The organism is Streptomyces sp. NPDC044719 (assembly GCF_056433405.1).
On sequence record NZ_JBWKHE010000009.1, the window covers coordinates 22,956 to 49,123 of the forward strand.

General features: G+C 70.0%; 18 protein-coding genes and 1 pseudogene. 10 read left to right on the plus strand and 9 right to left on the minus strand.

Annotation, left to right across the window (positions count from 1 at the left end; genetic code table 11):
* Positions 1-4: 4 nt before the first annotated feature.
* Positions 5-7,600, minus strand: a complete 7,596-nt coding sequence (locus tag AC07DF_RS32060) for a hybrid non-ribosomal peptide synthetase/type I polyketide synthase (RefSeq protein WP_478979341.1) — start codon at positions 7,598-7,600, stop codon at positions 5-7.
* A 262-nt stretch (positions 7,601-7,862) separates the two neighbouring features.
* On the opposite strand from AC07DF_RS32060, the gene AC07DF_RS32065 reads away from it, so the two are divergent.
* Entirely contained in the window at positions 7,863-9,515 is a 1,653-nt protein-coding gene (locus AC07DF_RS32065) for a hypothetical protein (RefSeq protein ID WP_478979344.1), read from the plus strand.
* A gap of 112 nt (positions 9,516-9,627) precedes the next feature.
* Here AC07DF_RS32065 and AC07DF_RS32070 read toward each other — a convergent pair.
* Positions 9,628-10,052: pseudogene (locus AC07DF_RS32070) on the minus strand (transposase family protein); the annotation flags it as partial.
* 244 nt (positions 10,053-10,296) lie between these two features.
* On the opposite strand from AC07DF_RS32070, the gene AC07DF_RS32075 reads away from it, so the two are divergent.
* Positions 10,297-10,629, plus strand: a complete 333-nt coding sequence (locus tag AC07DF_RS32075) for a type II toxin-antitoxin system PemK/MazF family toxin (RefSeq protein ID WP_478979347.1) — start codon at positions 10,297-10,299, stop codon at positions 10,627-10,629.
* 258 nt (positions 10,630-10,887) lie between these two features.
* Here the strand turns inward: AC07DF_RS32075 and AC07DF_RS32080 are convergent, their stop codons facing one another.
* The gene (locus AC07DF_RS32080; RefSeq protein WP_478979350.1) at positions 10,888-11,217 is read right to left on the minus strand and encodes a winged helix-turn-helix transcriptional regulator; all 330 of its coding nucleotides are present in this window, start codon (positions 11,215-11,217) and stop codon (positions 10,888-10,890) included.
* A 182-nt stretch (positions 11,218-11,399) separates the two neighbouring features.
* Between AC07DF_RS32080 and AC07DF_RS32085 the strand changes: the two genes are divergently transcribed.
* The 3 genes from AC07DF_RS32085 (at position 11,400) to AC07DF_RS32095 (ending at position 14,034) form a co-directional block, all read left to right on the plus strand.
* Entirely contained in the window at positions 11,400-12,290 is an 891-nt protein-coding gene (locus AC07DF_RS32085; RefSeq protein ID WP_478979353.1) for an NAD(P)-dependent oxidoreductase, read from the plus strand.
* A 108-nt stretch (positions 12,291-12,398) separates the two neighbouring features.
* The gene (locus AC07DF_RS32090; RefSeq protein ID WP_478979356.1) at positions 12,399-13,379 is read left to right on the plus strand and encodes an LLM class flavin-dependent oxidoreductase; all 981 of its coding nucleotides are present in this window, start codon (positions 12,399-12,401) and stop codon (positions 13,377-13,379) included.
* 127 nt (positions 13,380-13,506) lie between these two features.
* Positions 13,507-14,034: a cupin domain-containing protein gene (locus tag AC07DF_RS32095; RefSeq protein ID WP_478980177.1), complete on the plus strand. Its 528-nt coding sequence runs from the start codon at positions 13,507-13,509 to the stop codon at positions 14,032-14,034.
* A 158-nt stretch (positions 14,035-14,192) separates the two neighbouring features.
* On the opposite strand, the gene AC07DF_RS32100 is transcribed toward AC07DF_RS32095, so the two are convergent.
* Positions 14,193-14,468, minus strand: coding sequence for a hypothetical protein (locus tag AC07DF_RS32100; RefSeq protein ID WP_478979359.1), 276 nt, complete (start codon positions 14,466-14,468; stop codon positions 14,193-14,195).
* Positions 14,465-15,286: a phytanoyl-CoA dioxygenase family protein gene (locus tag AC07DF_RS32105; protein ID WP_478979362.1), complete on the minus strand. Its 822-nt coding sequence runs from the start codon at positions 15,284-15,286 to the stop codon at positions 14,465-14,467. The genes AC07DF_RS32100 and AC07DF_RS32105 overlap by 4 nt, the downstream gene beginning before the upstream one ends.
* A 70-nt stretch (positions 15,287-15,356) precedes the next feature.
* Here AC07DF_RS32105 and AC07DF_RS32110 point away from each other — a divergent pair, with 70 nt between their 5' ends.
* Both AC07DF_RS32110 and AC07DF_RS32115 read left to right on the plus strand, forming a co-directional pair.
* Positions 15,357-16,142: an AraC family transcriptional regulator gene (locus AC07DF_RS32110; protein WP_478979365.1), complete on the plus strand. Its 786-nt coding sequence runs from the start codon at positions 15,357-15,359 to the stop codon at positions 16,140-16,142.
* Positions 16,143-16,327: 185 nt separating this feature from the next.
* A complete protein-coding gene (locus tag AC07DF_RS32115; protein ID WP_478979368.1) occupies positions 16,328-16,765 on the plus strand; it encodes a cupin domain-containing protein in 438 nt (145 codons plus the stop codon).
* 32 nt (positions 16,766-16,797) lie between these two features.
* Here AC07DF_RS32115 and AC07DF_RS32120 read toward each other — a convergent pair whose 3' ends face one another.
* Positions 16,798-17,391 (minus strand): TetR/AcrR family transcriptional regulator, encoded by a 594-nt coding sequence (locus AC07DF_RS32120; protein ID WP_478979371.1) that lies wholly within the window; start codon positions 17,389-17,391, stop codon positions 16,798-16,800.
* Between the two features lie 139 nt (positions 17,392-17,530).
* Between AC07DF_RS32120 and AC07DF_RS32125 the strand changes: the two genes are divergently transcribed.
* A complete protein-coding gene (locus AC07DF_RS32125) occupies positions 17,531-18,397 on the plus strand; it encodes a class I SAM-dependent methyltransferase (protein WP_478979374.1) in 867 nt (288 codons plus the stop codon).
* Between the two features lie 408 nt (positions 18,398-18,805).
* Here AC07DF_RS32125 and AC07DF_RS32130 read toward each other — a convergent pair whose 3' ends face one another.
* The gene (locus AC07DF_RS32130) at positions 18,806-20,767 is read right to left on the minus strand and encodes a spermine/spermidine synthase domain-containing protein (RefSeq protein ID WP_478980179.1); all 1,962 of its coding nucleotides are present in this window, start codon (positions 20,765-20,767) and stop codon (positions 18,806-18,808) included.
* A gap of 107 nt (positions 20,768-20,874) precedes the next feature.
* Complete coding sequence (locus AC07DF_RS32135; protein ID WP_478979377.1) at positions 20,875-21,753, minus strand: oxygenase MpaB family protein; 879 nt, start codon at positions 21,751-21,753, stop codon at positions 20,875-20,877.
* A gap of 203 nt (positions 21,754-21,956) precedes the next feature.
* Here AC07DF_RS32135 and AC07DF_RS32140 point away from each other — a divergent pair, with 203 nt between their 5' ends.
* Positions 21,957-24,488, plus strand: coding sequence for a SpoIIE family protein phosphatase (locus tag AC07DF_RS32140; protein WP_478979380.1), 2,532 nt, complete (start codon positions 21,957-21,959; stop codon positions 24,486-24,488).
* A gap of 123 nt (positions 24,489-24,611) precedes the next feature.
* Positions 24,612-25,034 carry a DUF350 domain-containing protein gene (locus AC07DF_RS32145; RefSeq protein ID WP_184598941.1) on the plus strand — a complete coding sequence of 141 codons (423 nt, stop codon included), beginning with the start codon at positions 24,612-24,614 and terminating at the stop codon, positions 25,032-25,034.
* Positions 25,035-25,104: 70 nt separating this feature from the next.
* Here AC07DF_RS32145 and AC07DF_RS32150 read toward each other — a convergent pair whose 3' ends face one another.
* Entirely contained in the window at positions 25,105-26,160 is a 1,056-nt protein-coding gene (locus AC07DF_RS32150) for an NAD(P)/FAD-dependent oxidoreductase (protein WP_478979384.1), read from the minus strand.
* Positions 26,161-26,168 lie beyond the last annotated feature (8 nt).

Consider the following 26,168-nt stretch of genomic DNA (forward strand, 5'->3'; position numbering starts at 1 on the left):
CCGCTCATCGGGTGGCCGCTGCGGCGCCGGCTCCAGCCATGTCGTCGCGGAGCCTGGCCAGCCGCCGTAGGCTGCCCAGTACCTGGCGCTGTGTCAGGCCGAAGTCGACCAGGGCGCCGATCTCGTTCACCCCGGCCTCCCGCAGCAGCTCGCAACGCGCTCGCACCGTGGCCGGATCGCCCAGCAGGGCCCGTTCGCCGCGGAACTTCCGGTAGGCGCGCCGCAGGATGGCGTCGACGTCTCTCGGGCTGGCCCGGTCCAGGTCGATCTGCTCCTGAGGCAGGGCGGCGGTGAGCGTGCCGAGCAACTGGGTGTGACTGCGCAGATAGCGCAGGAAGGGGTCGTGGCAGACCTCTTCCACCATGTCCTCCGACTCGCCCACGTAGCAGTGGACCATCAGGGTGACGCGGCCGGTCTCGGGGTCGTGCCCGGCTTCCTCGCGCGCCTTGCGATAAATCCGGATCTTGTCGGCGAGTTCTTCGGCCTTCAGCTCCAGCATGGCGGTGAGGAGGTTGACGCCCATCGCTCCGGCCCGGCGGAAGCTCTCGTCGTTCGAGGTCGCGGTCAGCCAGGTCGGCAGGACCGGCTGGACGGGCCTCGGGTACAGGGAGACCTGGATCCGGCCGCCCGTGCCGTCGACGGCATCTGGCGCGACACCCTCAGACCAGAGCGTGCGAAGCCGGCGGACATCGGCCTCGAAGGTGTCGCGGCGGCCCGCGTACCGGTCGGGGGCCAGCACGTAGTCGCTGGGGTGGAAGCCGGGGGCGAAGGACACGCCGATCCGGCCGCCCGAGATCCGGTCGACGATCCGCCAGTCCTCGATCAGGCGCAGCGGGTTGTGCAGAGCCGGGATGACGCTGCCCGCCCGGATGTGGATGCGCTCGGTGGCCGTCGCCAGTGCCGCGCTGAGCACCGCCGGGTTGGGGTACTGCGCGCCGAACTCGTGGAAGTGCCGCTCCGGTGTCCAGATCGCCTCGTAGCCGAGCGCGTCCGCCTCCCGGGCGGCGGCCAGGATCAGATCGTAGTCGGAGCCGTGGTCGCCCTGGGCGGAGGAGAAGAAGTAGACACTGGTGCTGAGGGCGCCGGTCGGCGCCGCCTGGCGGTACTCCCCCGGCACGGGCACCGGTGCGGCTGTCACCGACGCCGGCGCGACCGTGGCGGGTGCTGCCGGGGTCTGTGCGCGCGGTGGTGCGGTCGGTGCCGGTGAACCCAGCCGTTCCCACACGACCCGGGCCAGTCCACCGAAGGTCGACTCGTCGAAGAACGAGTCCAGACTGATCTCCAGTCCCAGGGCATCGCGTATGCGGGCGCTCAGCCGCAGCGCGGCGAGGGAGTGCCCTCCCTGGTCGAAGAAGTCGTCCTCGGGGCTCACCGCATCGACGCCCAGAACCTCGCACCACAGGGCGCTCAGCACCTGGTCGGTGTCCGCCGTCACCTCGCTCACGGCTGCCTCCTTCTCTTCCACGTCGCTTGGTTCGTCGATCTCCGTGTGCTGCGAAATACCTGACTCGCTCGGAGCGGTCCCGGTGCCCTCCGGCTCGATCCAGCACCGCTCGCGGGTGAAGGAGTACGTCGGGAGTGGCACTCTCCGGACGCTCTCGCCCTCGTCCCGCCACAGTTCGCCGAGCCCCGAGCGCCACAGCTCCCCGACGGCATCCAGCCCCGAGGTGAGGGACCCGCCGTTCCGTGGCCGGTCGAACCCGGCTAGCAGCGGCTTGCGGTCCCGCAGGATGTCGCTCACGAGCCCCTGCAGGGTGGAACCAGCTCCCGTTTCCCACCAGACCGCCGGCGAAAGCTCGTCCGAGGTGGCGCGCACCGCGTCGGAGAAGCGCACGGGCAGTCGGATCTGCGAGGCCCAGAACTGCGGATCGACAGCCTCGAAGTCACTGAGCCGGCGTCCCGTCGCGCCCGAGAACAGCGGTGTCCGGGGGACGTTCAGACCGACTCCGGCCATCAGGTCGGCGAAGTCGGCCGCGGCGGCGGCCATGCTCGGCGAGTGGAACGCGCGCGAGGTGCGCAGCCGTACGGTGGTCAGTCCGGCCGCCCGGCAACGGTCCGTGAAGGCGGCCACGCTCTCGGCCGGGCCGGAGACGACCGTCGAATGCGGTCCGTTGTGAGCCGCGATGACCAGCCCGGCAGCCTCCTCGTACGGTCCGCCGGCGCCGCCGGACATGCCCTTGCTCTTGCTCTTGCCCTTGCCCTTGCCCTTGCCCTTGCCCAGCAGCTTGGCCACTTCCTCGGCCGGTGCGACGACGGCCGCCATCGCACCCGGCGGCGCGGCCTCCATCAGCCGTGCCCGCGCGGTCACCACGGTCATCCCGTCCGCGAGGGTGAGGACCCCGCCGACGCAGGCCGCGGACAGTTCGCCGAGGCTGTGTCCGATGAGTGCCCGCGGTTCGAGTCCACGGGCGGTGAGGCTCCGTGCCGTGGCGACCTGGTCGAGGAAGAGGCAGGGCTGGGCGAGCAGGGTGCTCATGGTGTCGTCCGGGGCGTCGCCACGGGCGGTGTCCGCCCGGACGAGCAGCGCGTCCGCCACCTCCTGCCGGAAAGCGGGGTCGAGGGCTTCCAGTCCCTCGTCGACCCAGGAGCGGTAGACCGGGTCGGCGTCGTAGCGGGCACGCCCCATCCCCGGTCGCTGGGTGCCCTGTCCGGGGAACATCAGCACCGCGCCCGATCCGGCTCCGGCGCGGGCCTCGCCGAGTGCCGCCCGGCGCAGCAGGGCCGGTGCCCGAACCGTGTCCGGGGCGACGACCGCCGCACGCCATGGGAGGCGGGCCCGGCCGACGCGGAGGGTGTACGCCACATCCGCGAGGGAGAGGTCCGGGTTGGCCTCCAGATGGTCGGCCAGGCGGTGGACGGCCCGGCCCAACGCGGCCTCGTCGGCGGCCGAGAGCATCAGTAGCTGGGGGACTGAGGACGCCGTGGCCGCGGCGGAAGCAGCGGATTCGGCGTCCTCAGCGTTCTTGACGCCCTGGGGGTCCTTGGTGGGCGGTTCCTCCACGATGACATGGGCGTTGGTCCCGCCGATGCCGAAGGAGCTGATCCCCGCGCGCCGGGGCGTCGGCCCCTGCGGCCACGGCTGTGGCGTGGCCGGGAAGCGCAGTGCGGTGCCCTGTGAGGCGAGCCGTTCAGCGGGGCGGGTGAAGTTCGCGATCGGGGGCACCGTGCCGTGGCGTACGGCGAGTACGGCCTTGATCAAGCCCACCACTCCGGCCGCGGCGTCGAGATGACCGGTGTTCGACTTCACGGCGCTGACGTACAGGGGAGAGTCCTCCGTGTCCCGCGCTCCGCTGAGGAAGACTTCGCGCAGAGCCGAGACCTCCACCGGGTCGCCGAGTCTGGTGGCGGTGCCGTGCGCCTCCACCAGACCGATCGACTCCGCCGGTACCCCCGCCGCATCGAGGGCGGCGCGGATGACCCCGGCCTGGGCGGACGGACCGGGCGCGGTGTAACCGACCTTCCGGGCACCGTCGTTGTTGACGGCCGACCCGAGGATGACGCCGTGGATGACGTCCCCGTCGGCGAGTGCGTCCTCCAGCCGCTTGAGTACGACGACGCCCGCCCCGTCGCCGGGAATGGTGCCCTCCGCGTGCTCGTCGAACGGCCGGCACAGACCGTCCGGGGAGAAGATGCCGCCGGGCTCGTGTACGTAGCCGTGACGGGAGGGCGGCGCGAGCGAGCAGCCGCCCGCGAGAGCGAGGTCGCTTTCGTACGCCAGCAGGCTCTGCACGGCCATGTGTGTGGCGACCAGGGACGTCGAGCACGCGGTCTGGACCGTGACGCTCGGCCCCTGGAGGTTGAGCTTGTAGGAGATGCGGGTGGACGCGAAGTCCTTGTCGCTGGCGATGACCAATTGGAGGGGTCCGGCGTTCCGCGAGATCTTCGGGTCGGCGAGCACCTCCTGGAGATAGGCGTTGCCGCCGATGCCGGTGAAGACACCGGTACGGTTCTCCTCCGGCCCCGCAGGGGCGTATCCGGCGTGCTCCAGCGCGCGCCAGGCGCACTCCAGCAGGATCCGCTGCTGCGGGTCGAGCAGGGACGCCTCCAGCGGCGAGTAGCCGAACAACTTCCGGTCGAATCCCCGGACATCGTCGAGAACGGCCCGCACCGGCACATAGCCCGCGGCGTCGAGGACGCCGCGCGGCACACCGGCGGCGCGCAGCTCTTCCTCACCGAAGCGGGCGGCGGCGTGCTCACCGGACACCACCATCCGCCAGAACGCGTCCAGATCCTCGCCGGTGCCGGGCAGCCGTGCCGCCATGCCGACCACGGCGATCCGCTCGTCGGCGGGTCGTCGGCGCCCCGAGGGCCGACGGGCCGGCAGCGGCTCTGTCTCGTCCGCCGGGGAAGTGCCGTGTCTGCCGTGCAGGAACCGGGCGCAGGCTCGGGCGGTGGTGTGCCGGAAGAGATCGGTGACGCTGATCTCCAGACCGGCCCTGCCCAGCGCCTCGTGGACCTTCAGCAGGGCGAAGCTGTGCCCGCCCACGTCGAAGAAGTTGTCGTCCAGCCCGATGTCGGACTGCTCGAGCACCTCCCTCCAGGTCGCCAGCACGGTCCTCGTGAGGCCCGTGAGATCCGTGACGTCTGTGACGTCTGTGACGTCCCGTCCCCGGGAGGGGACCGGAGCGGTCCCGGACACCGCGGCTGCCCGGTCGTCGGCCTGCTGCTCCAGGGCCAGGACATCGAGCATGCGGGCACGGTCCGCCTTGCCGTTCGGTGTCAGCGGAACGCTGTCGAGCTGGACGAATCGACTCGGCCGGAGGTAGGGCGGCAGTACCGACCGCAGGTGATCGCGCAGTTCGGTCTCCGGCATGGGCCCGTCGACGACCACGAAGGCGACCAGGGTGTCGTCGTGAGCGAGGACGGTGCAGGCCGAGGGGCGGCGTCCGGGCAGCCGCAGTACGGCCCGTTCGATCTCCGCGGGCTCGACGCGGTAGCCCCGCACCTTGAGTTGGTCGTCGTTGCGTCCCAGATACTCGAGTTCGCCGCCGGTGCGCCAGCGGGCGAGATCGCCGGTGCGGTACATCGTTCCGCCGGCGTGGAACGGGTCGGGGATGAAGCGTTCCGCGGTCTGCGCTGTGTCGTTCAGGTAGCCGGCGGCGACGTGCCCGCCTCCGATGAAGAGCTCACCCGGCACGTCGAGTCCGGCGGGCTCGCGGTTCTCGTCGAGCACGTAGCAGCGGGTCTGTGGGAGCGGAACACCGATCGAGTTCGTCCGCACCGAGCCGAGTTCGAAGGTGTGGACCGGCCGTGCGGTGACGTGGACGGTCCCCTCGGTGATCCCGTACATGTTCACCACGGTGGCGGCGAGGCCGCTGTCCCCGAGCAGCAGGGCCAGCCGGTCCCAGTCGAGTGCCTCGCCGCCGAGCACGATGTACCGCAGCGTGGAGTCGTCCGGCCGAGCCGCGCCGGTCAAGGCGGGGGCGAGGCGGTAGAGCGAGCCGGGAGTCTGGCTGAGGACCGTCACCCCGCGCTCGGCGACCAGAGCGGCGAGCGCCGCAGGGTCGCGTACCTGGTCGGTCCCCGCGATGACGCAGGTGGCGCCGGTGGTCAGCGGACCCCAGATCTCCCAGACCGAGAAGTCGAAGGCGAACGAGTGCGTGCACAGCCACACATCCGTCCGGTCCGTCTCCAGCCCGGCGGGCCGATCGGCGAAGAGCTGGGCGAGGCAGGAGTGCGGTACCTCGACGCCTTTCGGCTCCCCGGTGGAGCCCGAGGTGAAGATGACGTACGCGGCCTCTTCGGGGGTGCTCTCCTCAAGTGACGGGGCCTCGACGACACCCGCGGGAGCTGCGGGAGCGGTGGGAGCTGCGGGTGGTGCGGGGTGTTCCTGGGCATCCACCACGAGGCAGTCCAGCGCGGGCAGCCACTCCTGGAGCACGGGTCGACTCGCGCGGTCGGCCATGACCAGGCCGATCCCCGCTCGCTCCGTGATCGACCGCAGGCGCTCGCTCGGGCCCACGGGGTCCAGTGGTACGTACGTCACCCCGGCCTTCCACGCGGCCAGCATGGCGACCACGGTCCAGGGGCTCCGCTGGCCGCATACGCCCACCCGCGCGCCCGGCGCCACTCCCGCGCTCCGCAGCTCTCGGCACACCCGGTCGGCGTGGGCGTCGAGTTCCGCGTAGGTCAGCGTGGTCGTACCGTCGGTCAGCGCCGAGTCGTCGGGATGGGATGTGCGGGCCCGCCGGAACCGGGCGAGCACGCTCTCGGTCTCGGCCGCGGCCGGTTGCGGGTTCACCCCGAGGGTGAGGTACTCCGCCTCCTCGGCGTTCACCATCCGGGGCGGCTCGTCGGGCGACTCCACGGCGTGCCGCAGTGCCGATTCCAGGTGGCGCACCAGGCTCTCGGCTGTGGGCGCGAGCAGGATGTCGGCGTCGTACTCGAGCCGCAGGGAGGGCTGCTCACCCGAGAGATCGACGGTCAGGGCCACGTCCCACTTCGCCCTGTCGCTGTGCACCTCTACTTCGGTGACCGCTACTCCGGCGAGCTCCGGCAAAGCCGCGTCGAAGTTCTGCACGGCCAGTGAGCACTGCATGAGCGGCGATCTTCCGGCGGCTCCGCGCAGGCCCAGTTCACGGACCAGCACATCGACGGGCACGTTCTGCCGGGCCATGGCCGGGAGTACGGCGCTGCGGGTCCGGCGCAGCAGGTCAGTGAAGCTCGGACGCCCGGAGATGTCCAGGCGCAGCGGGACCATATTGACCTGGCATCCGACGAGGGACTGCTCCTCCTCGGAGTTCCGGCCCGCGACCGGGCTGCTGATCACCACGTCGTCCTGGCCGGCGTACCGGCCCAGGACGGTCGCGTAGATCGCGGCGAAGGCCATGAAGACGGTGGCTCCCGCCCGTTGTGCGGTGTCGCGCAGCCGAGTGACCAACTCCTCGTCGAGGGGCACCAGCAGGGATCCGCCGGCGCCGCTGGGAACCGCTGGACGCGGCAGGTCGGTCGGCAGGGCCAGGGGGCTCATCCCGGCCAGGTGACCGCGCCAGAAGTCCAGATCGGCCGACGAGGTGTCACCCTCTGTCCACTGCGCACGCTCGTGCCCGGCCCACACGAGCGGGCTGGGTGCCTCGCCCTCGAAGAGCTGCTCTCCGCGGTCCGCCAGCCGCGCGGCGTAGGCGGTCTCGAGGTCGCGGAAGATCACACCGAGCGACCAGCCGTCGCACACGATGTGGTGGGCCACCATGACCAGCCCGAACTCCCGCGGGCCGAACCGGGTCAGCCCCCAGCGGACCAGTGGGCCTGCCGCGAGATCGAACGGCGACGCGCTCAGCCGTCCCGCCAACTCCCGCACCGCGTCGGACCGCTCGGCCGCCGGATCGGCGTCGGCGACCGGATCAATGTCGGTGACCGGAACAGTGTCAGTGACCGTCCACGAGGGCCCGGTCGAGCGGTCCAGGATCCGCTGGACCAGCGCACCGCCCTCGAAGACGAAGGTGGCCCGCAGCGAATCATGACGGGCCGTCACCTCCTGGACGGCCCGGTGCAGCGCCTCGACGTCGAGGTCACCGTCGATGAGCATCGCGACGGTCACCAGGTAGACGTCGTGCCCCTCCGCCTCGCTGGTCACATACAGCCGCTCCTGAGCAAACGTCATCGGTCCCGTGCTGGCTGACGCGGTCATCATGTCCCCCGTGGACTCAAGATCGTCGCTGCCTGCAAGCTACGTGCCCCGACTGGATGCAATCTGCACCCACGTTCGATATGACACGCATCACAGGCCACTTCCGCATCAGCTTTCACGGCCGCGGAAGCGCGGGCGCGCGGTCTGCCCCCGGTTGTGCCCCTGCGGACATCCCCGCTCCGGGCGCCGGTCGGGTAGGAGGAGAGGGCTCGCGTCCAACGGAGGGGAACCGCGAATGCGTAACCAGGCAGAGAACCGCTCGAGCGCCGAACGCGCCGACGGACGCCCCGCGTTACGGCCGACCGCCGCCCCACCCCCGCTCATCGCTCTCCAACAGGCCGCCGGGAACGCCGCGGTGACCCGCGCGATTCAGCGGGCACGGGGCACCGCTCCTGATATTTCACCGCCGGGGGCCGCCGTACCCGGCGAGGCGGTGCAGCGCAGTGAGAAGGGGGGCCTCACCGTCCAGCGGGCGGACCGGCCCGGGCCCGCGGCCACGACCGCGCCCCCGACCACAGCCCCACTCCCGGCCACGGCCGCGCCCCCGGCCATGGTCCGTCTGGCGCGGCTGCTCGTCGGCGGCGACCAGGAGATCAGGAACAAGGAAGTACGCGACGTCATCCACAAGCGTGTGCGTGGTGGCCCGAGGTTCACGGACGAGGAGCTACAGGCGATCAAGGCGGCGGGGTCCGAGGATCCCAAGTGGCTGAAGACCGTGGGCCTCTGCACCCACGCCGAAGCGGAGGCCTACATCAAGGCAGGCGATTTCCACAGCTGGCTCCAGCAGCCGGAAGGCAAACGCCTGCTCGTGGCCACCCTGCGGTGGCAGCAGAACATCGAGGATCGCGGCCAGGGGAAGCCGCCGGCCAAGCCCACCCGATCGGACTACCAGCTCGGCCGCCACATGGCCATGCACGCCGAAGACACCCCGGAATCCGAGAAGGATCAGCTCACGGGGGAACGGAACGAGCAGATCTTCCAGACTTTCATCAAGACCCTCCTCCCTCCCGGCATCAGCGACGACGTACCGGACGCCGACAAGCACCGGCAGCGGGTCGAGCGCGGCACCGAGCTGCTGACGAAGATCTTCCTGATCCTGAAGACGGGGCTGAAGGTCTTCAATCCGGAGGCGGGTATCCACGAGGACTTCGAGGACGACGTCGCTCACGCTCTGGCCTACGGCGGACGCGTCAACATCCGAATTCCGCAGCTGGCCCACGGCCAGCACGGCTACGAGCTGCCTCAGTGGCTCCATATCACCAAGGAGGACCGGAGGCCCTGGGAGCCCAAATCGACGCCGGAGGAGCCGGTGTACCGGCGCGGATTCGGCACGCATCACATGGAGATCGGGGACAACAAGGCTGACGGAACGCGGGGCGACTTCGTGGAGAAGGGCGAAATAGGTGCCACCGTCCAGAACTGGCTCGATCCCCACAGCCACCTCTACGGCCTGCCCATGGCCGTCGGAGGCATGGGAAACAACGACTTCCACGGCGACACCATCCTCCCGGACGAGTCGTACGGACACCTGTTCATGGGCTACAAGCCCCCGACCCGGAAGCGCGACGGGGCACTGCAGGTCGGTATCGAGACCGCCGGGCCGGGGGGCCGTACCCCCGATGGGTACGAACACGGCGTGACGAGCAGCGAGAAGAACAACAATCCCGTGAGCCAATTCGGCGGCCACAAGGACGACAAGCTCGCCGCCAAAGCCCCTCTCGGCTCGAGCCAGCGCCATGTCGACCTGCGAGAGTTCGGCGACTGGGTCCAGAAGCTGAAAGACCTGGAGCAGGACTGGAAGACCGAATGGGCCAAGGCGAAGACCCCGGAGGAACGCGCGGCCCTGTATCGGGACTTGATCGGAAAACGCAGTGGCCCTGCTTCGTGAGGAAACGTGCTGATTGTGTTATCACAGGCTATGACCTAATACTCCAGCCGTAGTTTGTGACCTTCCATGCCTGAGTGGCTTGTCGTCGGTAGCGGCTGATCTGGGATAGGGCCTGGTGTTCGTCCAGGGCGGCCAGGCCCTTGCCGGACTGGAAGCACTCCTCCACCCGCCACCTTGATCCAGCAACTCGCACCAGGGTGGTCAGCGGCACCGGTGCGGGCGAGTAGCAGCGGTAGTAGGCGAGTTCGCCGGTGCTGCGGTTGCGGCGGATGAGCAACTGGCGACTCCCGGGCGGGGATCGACGAGGTCGATGGCGGCCCAGTCGTAGAAGCGGTGGCCCTTGGCTCCATCCCCTGCGGACAGCTTCTGCCACGCCCGCTCGGGCACCTTCTTGGCCGAGGCGTCCTTCAGCGCGGTTCGCAGCGTCGGGTTGTCTCCGTGGACCTCGTCACCCGCAACCCATGCGGCCCGGTGGCCGGCGTCCAGGAACCGGGCGGCCATGCGAGCGGCCAACTCCGGCTTGGTCGCGACCCCTGTCTCCTACAGCAGGCCGAGTACCAACTGCCGGACCCGGCGCCGGGGTTCGACCCGCGAACCGGCCTGCGATCCGGCTCATCAGGGCCTCGAATGCCTCCTGCCAGCGGGCAGGGCCTACGCTGTGACCTGCGGCCACTGCGTGATCGTTTGTCTTCACACACCGATGATCAACGGTGGCCGCACTGTCTCCACAGCGCGTCAGGGTCGCGCAGCGTTCGCCTGCCGTCCCGTGTCAGGAGGACATGTGCAACGTGGCGAAGTCTGGTGGGTCGAGTTCGACGAGCGGCGGCTGGTTGTACTGCTGTCGGTAGACGACGCGTCCGGGATCCGGGCGATGCAGGTCGTCGCTCCGGCGGGCGTCGACATCAGCGGTCTGGGTGTCGAAGTGCGAGTTGGCGCCATGGAAGGACTGCCCTTTGAAGGCGTGCTCCGGTTCGCGATCCCGCGTCCAGGCTTGACCCCTTGCACGTGGCTGACCACCGTGTCCCGAGACGACCTGATCGAGCGGGCGGGCGTCCTGTCCTCCGCGAAGCTCAGCGAGATCGAGGATGCCCTCCGTCTCGGCGGCCTCGGGTAGGCGGAGAAGGAACCGACTCCCCCGATGGCGTGGGCGGTCTCGTCCAGATGAACGACGCTGGCCACCTGTCTCCTCGGCACCCCTCACCATCGAGATCACGAACTACGGCTGGAGTACAAAGGGTTGTCCCGCCGCCTTTCAGGCGACAGTCGCATGCTGTGGTCCACACCTGTCACGATCGGGATCGTGGCGTATCAAGAGCGGTCGTAGGGCGCCTTCTGAGGGCCGGACAGTAATCCGCGCTTTCGTGTGCCAGGCTCAGGGGCGGGCTTCGAGACGCTCTATGTGGTCCTCGCCCCATTGGCCGAGTGGAGTGAGAGCGGCGAGAAGCGACCGCCCGAACTCGGTCAGTGAGTACTCCACCTTCGGTGGCACCTGGTCATGGACCTCGCGGTGCACCAGGCCACTGGCCTCCAGCTCCCGGAGTTGCAGGATCAGCATCCGCTCACTGATGCCCACCACCGTCCGGCGCAACTCGCCGAAGCGCAGTGGCCCTTCACCGAGCCAGAACAGGATCAATCCCTTCCATTTTCCTCCCATGACGTCGATGGCAGCGTCCAGGCCGCAGGTATAGCTCCGCTTCCGCACCAGCACTCCCCCTAACAAAAATGTGGGTACCAGACAGAATTGTAGGTACTTGAAGAAATGTTGGCTCCACCGGGAGCATGGACCACGCGTCGCACCGAGAGGGCAGCAGCAACTGCGTGCGATGCCGGCCACTCCACCCGTTTCACGCTTCAGGTGAATCGCTATCAGGCAGGAGCAAACGCATGACCGGGCACTATCGCACTCCCGTGACCGTCGTCGGGCTGGGCTCGATGGGCAGCGCATTAGCAGAGGCATTCATTGCCGCCGGACACCGGACCACCGTCTGGAACAGGACGGCGTCGAAGGCCGATCCGCTCGTTTCCCAGGGTGCCGTTCACGCGCAGAAGGTGGACGAGGCAGTCGCGGCGAGTCCGCTGGTCATCGCCTGCATGACCACGTACGAGAACACCATCGAAGCCCTGGAACCGGCCGCTGCGGCGCTCAAGGGGCGGGCCCTTGTCACCCTGAACAGCGGTTCGCCGGCCGGTGCCCGTCAGATGGCTAGGTGGGCTCTCGGGCACAGCGCACGCTACCTCGGCGGTGCGATCAAGAATGTGCCGTCCGCCGTCGGAGCCGAGGACACCCTCCTGTATTACGGAGGCGACAACACTGTCTTCGACGAGTTCGGGTCGACGCTGCGGGTGTTGGGCGGCGACACCGTCTACCTCGGCCCCGATGCCGATCTCGCTGCCCTGTACGAGATGGCGGTGGGTGGCACCCTGCTGCCCGCGCTCGTCGGCTTCTTCCAGGGCGCGGCAGCGGTGCAGGCCCGTGGCCTCGAGGCGGCCTCAATGGTGCGGTTCAGCATCAAATGGTTCGAGATGATCAACTCGGTGCTGCCGGTCTTCGCAGCGGAGATCGACCGCGGCGACTACAGCAAGCCCGCGTCCTCGGTGAACCTGTTCCTGGCTGGAGCCGCCCATGACGAGGAACTCGGCAAGGAAGCAAACCTCGACATGGAGTGGCACAAGCCGTTCCATGACTTGCTGAAGCGAGCCGTCGAGGCCGGCTACGGCGACCACAGCATCTCCGCTCTCACAGAGATACTCAAGAACCCGGCGCCGAACGCATAATTCTCTCCATTGGGGCGGGGCGCGCATCCCGGCAACGTCATGTCGGATACAGGACAGTCATTGGCCCAAGTTCCCTGTCAATCACAGCCGTTGGAGCATAATGATCACATGATGGCTGTGCCGCTCTCCGTGCTCGAAGTCGCTATGGTCCAGACCGACACCAACCCCGTTGCCACGTTGCGGGACACGACCGAGTTCGCCCAGAAAGTCGAAGCGCTGGGCTATCGGCGGCTCTGGTACGCCGAGCATCACCACTCGCCCGCGATCGGCGCGTTCCCGCCCGTCGTGCTGATCGCCCACGCCGCCGTGTCGACGTCGTCGCTCCGGCTGGGCTCCGGGGGCGTCCTCGCCCCCAACCACGCCCCGATCATGCTGGCCGAACAGTTCGGCACGCTCGCCGCGCTGCACCCGGATCGCATCGACCTCGGCATCGGTCGCGGTCCGGGCACGCTGCACGAGCCGACCGCACGGGCGCTCAGGCGCGGAGGGGGCCCGACCACGGACGACGAGTATCGGGCCGACGTGGCGGCCACGCTGGAATACCTGGTCGATGAAGTCGCGCTCGACCCTCTGCCCGAACCGTGGCTGCTGGTCTCCAGCCCGGGCGGTGCTGCGCTCGCCGCCTCGCTCGGCCTGCCTGCCGCGTTCGCGCACCACATTCGGCCCGACAACACCGCAGCGGCGATCGACACGTACCGCACCCGATTCCAGCCCTCACGCTGGTGCCCCGGTCCGCGAGTCCTGCTGTGCGTGGAAACGGTGTGCGCGGCGACGCAGCAAGAGGCAGACTGGCTCGCCGGACCCATGAACGTCGTCAAGTCCGCGCTTCTCCAAGGCCGCGGCGACCTCCCCTTCCCCACGCCCGCGCAGGCAGCCGAGCACCCCTTCACCGACACGGAACGGCAGGCCCTGGCCGGCTTCCGTGCCCACCAGGCCTACGGCACCCCCGACGACGTGAGGCAGCGCCTCGACCAACTCGTCAGGACGACGAGCGCGGACGAGCTCATGCTCGTGACCCCCGTCTACAGGTTGGAGGACCGCCTCCGATCCTACGAGTTGGTGGCCCACACCAACGGCCTTTCCCGCTAGAGCTGCTCTGAGCTCGCCCGGCGGCTCGGTGTGGCAGCAGGCACGGCCGAATTGACCCATGATTGTGGCCCAGAAGTGCACCCTGCCATCGGTCGATCAGCTTCATAGAGTCGTAGCCATGACGACAATGAAGAACGAGACCACACACACCGCGCAGGCCATGCAGACCGTGGACTTCGTCCCGGTTCTCACCCGCGCCGGCGACGCCGAGACGACCCGTGACCCCAGCAGTGTCATGACACTTCTCGCCGACTCCGGTCACACCGGCGGGCGGCTCACCAGCTACCGGTCGACATTCGCCGAAGGCGCGGTAGGAGCACCTGCCCACCTGCACACCAAGGCCTCCGAGGCGTTCTTCGTGATCGACGGAGCGCTCCAGGTGCTGGTGGGCGAGGAGATCACCGTGCTGGAGGCGGGCGACCTCCTCGTCGTGCCGCCGCACACCCCGCACGCCTTCGCCGCGGCGCCTGGCAGAACCGCCGACGTACTGTTCGTCTTCACCCCGGGCGCCGGTCGCTTCGACTACCTGCGGCTCCTCGGCCGGGTGATGCGCGGCGAGGCCGACCCGCAGGAGATCAAGGACTCCTCGGAGCGGTTCGACAACCACTATGTCGACAGCCCGGCGTGGCGCGAGGCGCTCGCCGCACGCAGCTGAGACCCGCCCTCGGGGACTGATTGTGCTTCCGTCCGGATCAGGACCTGGCCCGGGCCGGGGGTGGGCACGGCGCCGTGCCGCATCCGGAGCCCTTCGGGATCCACCACGCCCGGCAGGACGACCTCGACGAGAACTCTGGCAATGGCCGCTGGCCAATCTCACCGACTGACGAGCCTCTCGAAGAAGAACTCGTGCTTCAGGAACGACGTCTCGTGCTCCGCCCCCGGGTACGGCGGTATGAGCTGGGCCGCCTGGAACAGCCGCCAGCCGTCCTCCAGGGCCGCCACGCCCGTCTCGTAGGGGGGCGCGTCGCTGTCGCCCGTCGTCGGGCGGGTGGTGCCCGTGCCGTCGTAGCGGGACCAGCCGATGACCTTGGAGTCGAGGGCGGAGGTGTCGAGGTAGAGGACGAGGACCTGCTGCCTGGTGGTGGTCACGCGGAGCTCCTTGACGCGGTGGGGCGGTTGGTGATGCGGGTGGCCCAGTGGTCGATGTCGAAGCCGGGATCACCGGTCAGACGGCGCCACAGCATGATCCGGTTGTGGATCTCGAGGCGGGCCGTGGCCTGTTCGTACCAAGGGAAAGTGCGCCGCAGCTCCTCCTTGACGGCCGGGGAGCCGGCGTCCTCCATGTCCCACAACCGCACCTGCGGCACCGTCGGGTTGAAGCGGATCTTGTACATGTGGCGGACGGTGTCGCTGTCGTTGCGCCGCCCGCCGTGCCAGATGCCGTGGTGCAGCAGGAGGACGGTTCCGGCCGGGCAGGTGAGACGCGTCTGACCGCGCAGGTTCTGGTAGCGGCCGGTGTCGGACTCATTGGTGCGGCGCATGTGGCTGCCCGGGACGACGAGGGTGCCGCCCATGTCGGCGGTGACCGCCTGCGGGTAGTACATCAGCTGCACGTCGAACGCCTCGGTCCGCAGGTCGATGACCGCGTCCGCGTGCAGTGGCTGCGCGCTGCCCTCGTGCGGCCGGCGGGTGTGCACGAAGTGGTGGTCGATCATCGGATCCCTTCCCACCAGGCTCTCCAACGCGCCCGCCACGGCAGGAAGTCCGACCAGTCTGCGGGCGAAGGCACCCTCCGGGAACGCCTCGGGTACGGGCGTGCCGTACGGGATGGAAGGCAGCCCGGCGGCGAAGACACCGAGTGCCTCCTCGCTCATCTCCCGGGGCACGACTTCGTCGAGACGCAGATAGCCGTGCGCCACGAATCGGGCGACCTGGACCGAGCTCAGCAATCTTGTTGTGGTTGGCATGAGGCAAACGTAGGGACAGCCGGCCTTGCTGTCGTGGGGTGTAATCGGCGAGCACTGGTAAATTTCCACCATGCCGTCATCCGTGGAACTGCCCCTCGATCTGCCTCCGGACCTCGTGCACGCCGGCGTGGGCGTGCACGGCTCCTCCGGGCCCCACGATGTGTTCCGCCTGCCGCACCTGTGGCAGCTGCACCTCTACGGCTACTCCGGCACACTCGAGTTCGGTGGTTCGCGGCACCCGATCCGGCCCGGGCACATCAGCCTCGTGCCGCCCGACACCGAGGTGCACTTCCACTACGACGCCCCGCGCTGCGAACACCTCTACGCCCACTTCCGGTTGCCCGGCAAGGGCGTGATGCGCCGCCTGCCGGTGATGCAGGACACCGGTGCCGACGCGGCGATGCTGACCGGCCTGCTGCGGCAGACGATCACGGCGAGTGCGCGGTTGCCGGCCCGGGCCTCCGCGGAACTGTGGACGGTGCTGTGGCGTACGACCACGCTGTCCGACGCCGCTGAGGAGTCCGAAGGTGTCCACCACCCGGCGCTGCGGGCGGCTATGGCCTTTGTCGAGGAGCACCTGGCCGATCCGGTGAGCGTCCCCGGGATCGCCCAGGCCGTCGGCGTGTCGCACACGCACCTGACCCGGCTGTTCCGCGAGGCGACCGGGCACACGGTCATCGGCTACCTCCGGCACCGGCGCATGGAACGCGCCCGCCACCTGCTGATCGCCTCGACCCTGGCGATCCCGGCGATCGCCGCGACCGTCGGCATTCCGGACCTGCAGGCGTTCAACAAGACGTGCCGCAAGGAGCTGGGTGCTTCACCGCGGGCGGTGCGGAGCAGCGCGAACGCGTGAAGGCTTGCTGCCGCCGCACCCTGCCGCTCGCGCCCGCTCCGGCGCGGCGCTCGGCGGCTGCGCCACACGGTTATTTCGATGACGCTGTCGCAGTGAAACGTCCTCGGCTGCCGCAGGCCTCGAGACGGACGGGGAAGTCACTCCTCCGGCCGGACGAACGAGACGGTCGTACAGAAGGAGAAGTCATGGCACAGCAGACCTTCGATCCCAACCGGCTCACGTTCGAGCAGGGGGTGGAGCGCATCAAGAACGCGGTGCGCGAGAGCGGACTCGACGTCGAGAACCGCATCGTCACGTCGAGGGACCCGGGGGTCGAGAAGGCGCTCAAGATCCTTGAGGTCGACAATGTCCCGCCGGGATTCCGCAAGTGGCAGCTTCCGGTGTACATGGCCTGTGAGTCCCAGCTCTTCATCACGGTTGCCGAACCGGGCGCGAAGGCATCCCCGCACGCGCACAACGACGGCGCCGGCATCCGGTTCATCGCGGGCGGGTCGATCGTCTACAACGGCCACGAGCTCACGGCCGGGGACTGGATGTACATCCCGGCGGCCATGGAGTACTCCTTCGAGGTCGGCCGTTACGGCGCGCTGATGTGTTACTGCTACTGCTGCTGTTGCGCCTGAGCAGGAGAACGCCGAACGTCACCGGGTCGCGCTCATTCTTCGCGCACATCCAGCAACGAGGCCACCAGGCGCGTCATGGCGGGCCGTGGGTCGGGCGTGCCTGGCCAGCTCGTCATCAGAAGGTGGTGGGCGGTGCCGACGATCGCGAGAGCCAAGGTGCCCGGGTCGACGGTCCCGGCCACCCTGCCGAGCGCCTGCTCGGCCTTCACGTAGCCGGTGATGGCCTCCTGGATCGCGGTGAATCCCGGTGCCCCGGCTTCCAGGGCCGTGCGGATGCGCGACGTGGCTGCCGGGCGAGTCATGGCCAGGCCTGACAGGGCGGGGCCGCCGTCGTCGAACAACGCGAGGACGACGGCGTCGAGGTTCCGCACCACCGTGCCCTGTCCGACCAGGCCCGGCAACGCCTGCGCCTTCGCCGCCGTCCGCGCGAAGCGGTCGAGGCAGAGTTCGGCCACGAAGTCGTCGAACCCCGCGAAGTGCGCGTGCAGCAGCCCTTTGGCGCAGCCCGCCTCGGTGGTGACGGACCGGCTGGTGAGCGCGCCGGGACCGTCTCTCTCCACGACTCGCTCGGCGGCGGCGAACAGTCGCTCACGCACGTCCGGCGTCGCCACTCCGCGCGGTGACATGGGCCTCTCTCTTCCCTTCCGCCGTCCTCGCCCGTAAGGGCACAACTCCTCGAATCGTAACGGGGATTGCCTGTATGGGCACGCGCCCATACAGTTTGGGCAAACGCCCATTCTCTGTCGTCCACCGTAGGAGGCACCCGTGTCAGAGGTCGTCAACACCGAACAGGCGAAGGCGTGGAACGGTCCCGAAGGCACCCATTGGGCACGTAACCAGGCCCGGTGGAATGCCGTGAACGAGGGCTTCAACGAGCCGCTGCTCGAGGCCGCCGCGATCACCGGGGCTCACCGGACGCTCGATTTCGGATGCGGCTCCGGGCAGACCACGCGCCTCGCCGCGCTGCGGGCACCAGGAGGGAGCGCGCTGGGCCTCGACCTGTCCGGGCCGATGCTGGCAGAGGCGCGGGTCCGCGCGGAGGAGGAGGGCGTCGCCAACGTCTCCTTCGCTCAAGGCGACGCGCAGGTGCACCCTTTCGAGCCGGGCGCGTTCGACGCGGCGATCAGCCGTTACGGGGTGATGTTCTTCGCCGATCCCGTGGCGGCCTTCGGCAACATCGGCAGGGCGCTGCGACCCGGTGGTCGCCTGGCGTTCGTCTGCCCAGCCGATGCCGAGCTGAACGGCTGGGCGGCGGCGATGGCGTCACTGCGTGAGGTCCTGCCGGTGGGCGACTTCGGCAGGCCGGGGCTGCCCGGCATGTTCTCCCTGGCCGCCCCGGACCACATCCGCGACGTCCTCACCGCGGCCGGCTTCAGCGGCATCACCATCAGTCGAGCGCAGGCGTACGGGGCCTGGGGGCACGGCGCGGAGGACGCGATGGAGTTCCTGCTGGGAACCGGCCCCGGCCGCCACCTGATGGAACACGCCGACGCGACGGCAAGGGCCCGCGCTCGTGACACCCTGACGGGTCATCTGCGCGACCACGAGGCGGCGGACGGTACGGTCCTGCTGCTCAGCACGTCATGGCTGGTCACGGCGGACCGCCCGGCCGATCCCTCGGGCAAGCCGTAGGCCTGAGCGACCCCTGACACGTGGGACGGGGTCCTGGGCCGGCCGGGCCAGGCTCCGGCTGTCAGGCGCTGGCGTGGCGGCGCCAGGCCGTCCTTCGCGGAGCGGCATGGGGTGCGGGCTCCCTGGGACCGGCGGCCTGCTGACGCCACAGCCACAGCGATGTCATGGACAGCAGAGCGGTGAAGACCACCAGGAAACCCACCGATACCCACATCTGCCGGCTTCCGGGATCGTCCCAACCCACCGATGCGGCCACAGCTGCCCACAAGGCGACGCCCCCGGCGTAAAAGGTGCGGATCCTGCGCAGTTGCCGCAGGGCCCGTACGGACTCAGCGTGATCAGTTTCCGTTGCCATGCGGACGCAGGTACCCCGATACGCGCCCTCCAACAACCCTCGGCAAAGCGCCCTCAGACTTTGGAAGCGGCCGTCCCGGTGTCGGTGAAGCGCATGGCGACGCCCGCCCCCAGGTACAGCACGGCCACGACCAGCAGCAGCGTCTGATAGCCCGTCACCAGGGCCAGGTACTCCAGCGCGCCCCCGGTCAGCGCGCCCAGCAGGTTCGCGCCGAACGCCGAGGTCGGGTCCGGGGCCAGGGCGAGGCGGTCCGAGAAGATGAGGTTGGCGCAGAAGATGGGGGCGAAGGCCAGGGCGATGGCAGCCGCGAGGCGGGCGGGGAACGGCAGGGACAGGACCGCCTCCGCCGGGACCAGCCAGGCTGCCGCGAGGGAGCCGAAGAGGAGAAGCTGCAGCAGCATCCCGTTGACGTGCCGTAGCTTGCGCCGGACTTCGACCGCCGCCAGGACCGCCAGGAGCACGCCGATGAAGACCAGGGCGTTGACCAGCCAGGTCGTGCCGAAGTAGAGCGCGAAGCCGATGACGTTCTTCGTCTCCAGCAGCATGAAGGCCGCGCCCAGCAGGAACATGTCGATGTAGCGCAATGTGCTCCGGACGCGCACCCCGGCCAGGCGAACAGACAGCAGCGTCACCAGCAGCATGGCGCCGAGCGCGCCCAGATAGAGCGTGGGGATGCTGCGGTGGAGCAGGTAGGGGAAGGGGTGGTCGTCGGTCGCGGCCTGCGGGACCGGGCCGCTGGGCCGCCAGACCCGCTCGCAGGACTGGTCGGCGGTGGTCATTCCGGCCACCAGCACGGCCGCGTTCCGTTTGAACGTCGTCACACAAGGGGCGTGGCCGTAGACGTCGTCGAGGGTGCCGGCGAAGCGGTCGACCAGCCAGCTCTTCCGGTAGTAGTTGTACATGGCGAACGCGCCGTCCGGCGTCAGATGGTCGCGCGCCGCCTCGAACGCCTCCCGGGTGAACAGATAGCTTTCCAGGCGCAGATTGCTCGCGCCGGCCACCAGCGTCAGCGAGTCCGGCAGCGCCAGGACGATGAGGTCGTACTTGGCGTCCGTCCGCTCGAGGAAGGCCCGGCCGTCGTCGATGTGGACGTGCACCCTGGGGTCGTCGTACGGCTTCGCGGGGTGCAGTTGGGCGCCGATCTGCTGCAGCCGGGGGTCGATCTCGACCGCGTCCACGCGCTCCGCCCCGTACGCGAGCGCGACCGCGACGTCATTGCCGTTGCCGGCCCCGATGACCAGCACGCGCTTGTGGGGGTTGCGGGGCGTCTGTTCGTACGCCTCCCGGTAGGGCGAGTTCTCGCGCATCAGCACCCGAAGCGGCGCGGTGCTCTGGTGCGGGACGCCGTTGGCGGAGATGTAGTAGGTCCGGGTGGTGGTCGGTGAGGGCTTGAGCTCGATCTTGTAGTAGGGCGACCAGGAGATGCCGGTCGTCGTCGACTCCAGGAACAGCACGGCGACCATCGCCGTCAGAGGGATGCCGTACGGCAGTGCGTTGCGCCGGCCGCCGAGGATCAGCAGGGCCACGGCGGCGAGTACGCCCCATACGACCGAGGGTGCGCGCAGCCAGGACAGTACGGCGAAGGACACCGAGCCGGTGAGGCTGCCGAGCAGGTCGTAGCGGTAGGCGTTGAGTGAGGGGAGCAGGCGGAACAGGTCTGCGGTGATCTTGCCGATCCCGGCCATGATCAGCGCGGTGAGCAGGAAGATGACCGGCAGCGTCACCCACTCGGGCAGGCCGGTGGTCTTCACCGCGGTGAAGTAGATGACCTGGCCGCTGCTCTGACGGACCTGCACGGGGAATTCGCGGACCAGGACGACGAGCAGCACGAGCGGGACCGGTGTCCAGCGTCTGAGCCAGTGTCCGCGCTCGGCGGGGATCAGGAATCCGATGCCGATGCCGAGGAACGATCCCAGCAGGATGAAGTTCGAGAAGTAGCTGAGGTGGACGACGTTGGCGCCCGCCCATCTGATCAGTGCCAGCTCGACGAAGAGCATGGTGCTGCTGGCCAGCATGAGTCTCAAGCGCACCGAGCTTACGGTTTGCCCGGTTTCGACCCGATTCATACGCATGCACAGTGCCAGCTTCGGAACGGCGAGTCGAGGTGCCTTGCCGGGGAGTGCTATGCCGCGTCGCTAGGCGGTGTCATGGCCCAGCGGATGCCCGAGGTCACGGCCGTGCCGAGCGGGCGGACGCACAGGCCCTCGGCCACGGGGAGCCGGGGCAGCCACAGTGCGCGCGAGGCCCAGAGCGGTAGGAGGGAGACGGCGTTGGCGGCGATGACGCCGTACGGGAGGCGGGCGAGGAGCGGGACGGGCGGGTTCAGCAGCAGAAACCGGGCCGAGCTGCGCGCCTCGTTCGTGGCGCGCAGCTCCCCGCGGTAGACGGCCAGGCGCGCGGCGAGTTCGGCTGCGTTCACCGGCGGGTCCGGGACGCCGAGCGCGGCGGCGATGCGTGCCATGTCGGCGACGTAGGCGTCGCAGCCCTCGTCGTCGAGGGGGTGCGCACCGTAGCGCTGATGGGCGCGCAGGAAGCTGTCGACCTCGGCGATGTGCACCCAGCACAGCAGATGCGGGTCCGCGGCGGAGTAGGACCGTCCGTCGGCGGTCGTGCCGCGCACCGTCTCGTGTACGGCTCGTACGCGGTCACAGGCCTCCTGGGCGCTGCGGGCGGTCCCGTAGGTGGTGACGGCCAGGAAGGTGCTGGTCCGCTGCAGCCGTCCCCACGGGTCCCCGCGGAACCCCGAGTGCCCGGCCACGGCTGCCATGGCCAGCGGATGGAGCGACTGGAGCAGCAGGGCCGACAGGCCGCCGATGAACATCGCGGCGTCCCCGTGCACCCTCCTGACGGGCCGGTCGGGGCCGAACCAGCGGGGGCCGGGTGTGCCGTGTATGCGCACCCGGTTGCCCGGGCCCTCCGGACCCGCCACACGGGCGAAGATCTCCCTGCCGAGCCGGTCACGCAGCGAGGGTCCGCCTTCCGGGAGGAGTTTCCTGGTCATCGCGTCCTCCTGACCACGGCGACGGACGGTTCAGTCCCCTATGACTTCTTCTGCCCAGGCTCACGTTTCGGAGGCCTCCTCCGGGCACGGTAGCCGGGTGCGGCGCGTGACCGGCTCCACTAGCCTTGACACTGCTCGACGAAAGTTCTGCACGGAACCTGTGCGTCCACCGCCGGCGGTCGGACGACCTAGGTGGGCGGATCATGAGGACACGGCCCGGGGGTGGGAGCAGGCGGCTCGGGCTGACGGGTACCTCGGTCCTGGCGAGCGGCTTCCTGGCGGTGCTGATCGGTGTCGCGTTCGCCGTCCTGCTGCAAGTCATCGGTGACGCTCGCGGCTTCACCGCCGACGCGCGGGCCTCTCGCGAGGCCATCACCGACGCCGGCACTCTGGAACAGCATCTGCTCGACCTGGAAACCGGGCAGCGCGGCTTCGTCATCACCCGGGACGAGACCTTCCTCCAGCACTGGCAAGCGGCACGGGACAGCTATCCGGCCGAGGCCAGGCGACTCCTGGCCTCCGCGACCTCCCCTGAACAGCGCCGTCTCGCGGGACTGATCAACAGGGACATCGACTCCTTCCTCACGGACTACTCGATACCGCTGGTCGAGGCGGTGCGGCGGGACGACCCCTCGGCCTCGAGTCCGGCGGTGACGGCTGAGGGAAAGCGGCGGGTGGACGCGCTGCGGGCCAGGTTCACCACGTACATCACCGATGAGCGGGCCAAGCTCCAGGAGCGCCAGGACGCCACCGACGCCAGCGCCCAGCGGGCCGTGATCGTGGCGTGTGCGGGACTCACCGGACTGACCGGGCTCATCGTCACGCTCACGGTGTTGCAGCACCGGGCCATCGTGCGGCCGCTGCGGCGCGCGGCCTCGGCGGCCGGACAGCTCGCGAAGGGCGATCTGGAGGTGCGGGTGCCCTCCAGCAGGGTGGCGGAGGTCGCCGCGCTGGCAGCGTCGTTCAACACCATGGCCGTCTCCCTGCAGGAGAGCCGCGCGCGGACCGAGGAGGCCCGTGAGCGTCTGGAGTCCTTGTACAAGCGCCTGGAGCTGCTGTACGGGGCGAGTGTGTCGGTGGGCACGGGGCTGGATGTGGAGCGGACGGCACGCGAGTTGGCGCGGGTCGCGGTTCCGGGGTTCGCCGACTTCACCACCGTCGACCTGCTGGAACCGGTCCTGCGCGGCGACGAGCCCACCCCCGGAGTCGACACTCGGCTGCGCCGGGTGGCGGCGGACGGTGTCCGGGACGATGCCCCCTTGCTGGGTCTGGCGGACCTGCCGGACCCGACCCCGGCCCCGCCTGAAGCCCGGGGGCCGCTCTCCGGACGGGCCAGGCTCGACGCGGACCTGCGGGACAGCACGGAGTGGGCGTCGGAGCAGCCGGAGGCGGCGGCACGCGTCCTCGCGTACGGCATTCACTCCAGGATCAGGACACCGCTGCAGGCCAGAGGGGTGACGGTGGGCACGGTGGACTTCTGGCGCAGCCGGCCCGATCCCTTCGGGCCCGACGACGTCGCCTTCGCCGAGGAGCTGGCCGCCAAGGCCGCGGTCGCCGTCGACAACGCGCGCCGCTTCACCCGGGAGCGGTCCACGGCGCTGGCCCTGCAGCGTCATCTGCTGCCGCAGCGTCTGCCCCATCAGACGGCCGTGGAGGTGGCCTCCCGCTACCTGCCCGCCTGGACGCGGACGGGGGTCGGTGGTGACTGGTACGACGTGATCCCGCTGTCGGGCAGCCGGGTCGCCCTGGTCGTGGGGGACGTCGTCGGACACGGTCTCCAGGCCTCCGCGGCCATGGGGCGGCTGCGCACCGCCGTGCGCACGCTGGCCGATGTCGACCTGCCGCCCGACGAGCTGCTCACCCACCTCGACGACCTCATCCTGCACCTGTCGGAAGGCGAACCCGTGCCCGGCGGACACGGCGACGACGACGAGGAGCACGGCCTCGGGTTCTCCTCCGCGGACCTCGGCGCCACCTGTCTGTACGCGGTGTACGACCCGGTCTCCCGCCGCTGCACGCTGGCCACGGCCGGGCACCCGATGCCCGCAGTCCTGGCTCCGGACGGCACGGCACACGTCGTCGCCGGTCATGTCGGACCCCCGCTGGGGATCGGCGGCCTCCCCTTCGAGGCCACCGATCTGGAACTGGACGCGGGGAGTGTGCTCGCCCTGTACACCGACGGCCTCGTCGAGGCGCGCCACCGGGACATCGACGTCGGGCTGGCCGAGTTGTGCCACGCCTTGGCGCAGCCCGCGCAGTCGCTGGAGGAAGCCTGTGACATCGTGCTCGGATCCCTGCTCACCGACCGGGCGGCGGACGACGTGGCGCTGCTGCTGGCCCGCACCCGCGCTCTGCCGGCGGACCATGTCGCGACGTGGCAGATCCCCGCGGAGCCGGTCCAGGTGGAGCGCGCCCGCAAGCTGGTCGTCGAGCAGCTCGACGCCTGGGGGCTGGCGGAGGCGACGTTCGTCATCGAGCTGGTGGTGAGCGAGCTGGTCACCAACGCCATCCGTTACGGGCAGCCCCCGATCCGGCTCCGCCTCATCCGCGATCACACGCTGATCTGCGAGGTGTCCGACACCAGCAGCACCGCGCCGCACCTCCGGCGTGCCCGGGCCTTCGACGAGGGCGGGCGCGGACTGCTCCTCGTCGCCCAGCTCACCCAGGGCTGGGGCACCCGGCAGACGACCAAGGGCAAGACGATCTGGTGCGAGCAGGCACTGCCCGCGTCGTAACGGCCCCCTGGGCCGGCGGATCGGGCCAGGGGGGCCGGTCGGGGCGCCGAACAGGTGCGTTACATTTTGCTGTTCCTTGACCGCGATCATTCACGATCTCTCACGCTACGGAGCCGCCCACCCATGAGCGACATCGTCAACGGACTTGGCAGGGCCACCGCTTACGGCGGACTGGGACTGGTTCTGCTGGTCCTCGGCATCGTCCTGGTCGACGTGCTCACGCCCGGAAAGCTGGGCCGGCAGATCTGGGAACAGCGCAACCGCAACGCCGCGATGGTGCTCAGCTCCGCGCTGCTCGGTATCGGTGGCATCGTGTTCACGTCCATCTGGACGACCTACGAGGACTTCGGCAAGGGGCTGGTCTCGACCGCCGCGTTCGGGCTGCTGGGTCTGGTGATGATGGCGGTGGCGTTCCTGGTGGTGGACCTGATCACGCCGGGCCGCCTGGGCGCGGCGCTGGTCGAGCCCGAGCCGCACCCCGCGGTCTGGGTGACCGCGTCCTGCAATCTCGCCGTGTCGGCCATCCTCTCGGCGTCCATCGCCTGACGCGGATTTACCGACGAGTGGTCCTGTCGGCCCCCTGCCGGACGTCGAGCGTCCGGCAGGGGGCCGGCCGCTACCCGGTCGCTCGGCCTGACCCGGCCCGCTCCCCCGCCGGCCGCGCCAGCATGCCGACGGCCGCGGAGAAGAGCCACGGCAGGCTTTGCGCGACGGGCACCAGCGCCGCGCGGGCGGGGAGGGGTCTGGTCGCGCCGAGCAGCGCGTGCGTCAGCCAGCGGTAGCGCCGGGTGAGCCGGCGCCACTCCCGCTCGTAGGCCGTCAGGTCACCGTCGGTGATGGCCCGGACGGCGGCGGATGCCTGCGCGAGTGCCAGCGCGATGCCCTCGCCGGTCAGCGCGTCGACGTAGCCGGCGGCATCGCCCACGAGCAGCACCCGGCCGGCGGTGCGCGCGCTCGCGGTCTGGCGGAACGGGCCCGCGCCCCGTACCGGTCCGGCGGGGTCTGCCCCGGCCAGCCGCTCCCGCAGCTCGGGGAATGCGGCGAGGTGGTCGTCGTAGGGGCGGCGGGCTGTGGTGAGGACCGCGACGCCCACGAGGTCGTCGGCCACCGGGGTCACATAGGCCTCCGCTTCGCGGGACCAGTGCACCTCGACGTGGTCGCTCCAGGGGGCGAGCGTGTAGTGGCGCCGCAGCCCGTGCCGGGGGCGGGTCCGGCGCGGCCGGTTCAGCCCGAGGGCGCGGCGGATCGGCGAGTGCAGGCCGTCGGCGGCCACGAGGTGGCGGGCGCGGGTGCCGTCGACCACCACCCCGTCCTGGTCCTGCTCGACCTGGAGCGCGGTGCGCTGGTCGACGCGTACGCCCGCCGCCAGCGCCGACTCGCGCAGCAGCGCGTGCAACGTCGTACGGCGGACCCCGCGGCCCGGGCCCGTCCGGAAGTCGGCGTCGGCCCGGCGGGGACCCGCGACATAGCGGATCCCACGCAGGTCGCGCCCTGGCGGGTGCACGCCCAGTGCCGCCAGGGCGGCGACGGCGCCGGGCATCAGGCCCTCGCCGCACGCCTTGTCGACGATGCCGGCGCGCTGTTCCCAGACCGAGACGTCGAGCCCCGCCCGGGCCGCGTGCAGGGCCGTGGCCAGGCCCGCGGGTCCGCCGCCGACGACGAGCAGGTCCATGGGTGCCT

Bases quoted from the DNA above. Each gene is read 5' to 3' on its own strand.
- AC07DF_RS32060 (WP_478979341.1), bottom strand. From the start codon at position 7,600: ATGACGTTTGCTCAGGAGCGGCTGTATGTGACCAGCGAGGCGGAGGGG.
- AC07DF_RS32105 (WP_478979362.1), bottom strand. From the start codon at position 15,286: ATGCCAACCACAACAAGATTGCTGAGCTCGGTCCAGGTCGCCCGATTC.
- AC07DF_RS32150 (WP_478979384.1), bottom strand. From the start codon at position 26,160: ATGGACCTGCTCGTCGTCGGCGGCGGACCCGCGGGCCTGGCCACGGCC.
- AC07DF_RS32120 (WP_478979371.1), bottom strand. From the start codon at position 17,391: ATGTCACCGCGCGGAGTGGCGACGCCGGACGTGCGTGAGCGACTGTTC.
- AC07DF_RS32115 (WP_478979368.1), top strand. From the start codon at position 16,328: ATGGCACAGCAGACCTTCGATCCCAACCGGCTCACGTTCGAGCAGGGG.
- AC07DF_RS32095 (WP_478980177.1), top strand. From the start codon at position 13,507: ATGAAGAACGAGACCACACACACCGCGCAGGCCATGCAGACCGTGGAC.
- AC07DF_RS32085 (WP_478979353.1), top strand. From the start codon at position 11,400: ATGACCGGGCACTATCGCACTCCCGTGACCGTCGTCGGGCTGGGCTCG.
- AC07DF_RS32090 (WP_478979356.1), top strand. From the start codon at position 12,399: ATGATGGCTGTGCCGCTCTCCGTGCTCGAAGTCGCTATGGTCCAGACC.
- AC07DF_RS32065 (WP_478979344.1), top strand. From the start codon at position 7,863: ATGCGTAACCAGGCAGAGAACCGCTCGAGCGCCGAACGCGCCGACGGA.
- AC07DF_RS32135 (WP_478979377.1), bottom strand. From the start codon at position 21,753: ATGACCAGGAAACTCCTCCCGGAAGGCGGACCCTCGCTGCGTGACCGG.
- AC07DF_RS32130 (WP_478980179.1), bottom strand. From the start codon at position 20,767: ATGCTGGCCAGCAGCACCATGCTCTTCGTCGAGCTGGCACTGATCAGA.
- AC07DF_RS32140 (WP_478979380.1), top strand. From the start codon at position 21,957: ATGAGGACACGGCCCGGGGGTGGGAGCAGGCGGCTCGGGCTGACGGGT.
- AC07DF_RS32110 (WP_478979365.1), top strand. From the start codon at position 15,357: ATGCCGTCATCCGTGGAACTGCCCCTCGATCTGCCTCCGGACCTCGTG.
- AC07DF_RS32145 (WP_184598941.1), top strand. From the start codon at position 24,612: ATGAGCGACATCGTCAACGGACTTGGCAGGGCCACCGCTTACGGCGGA.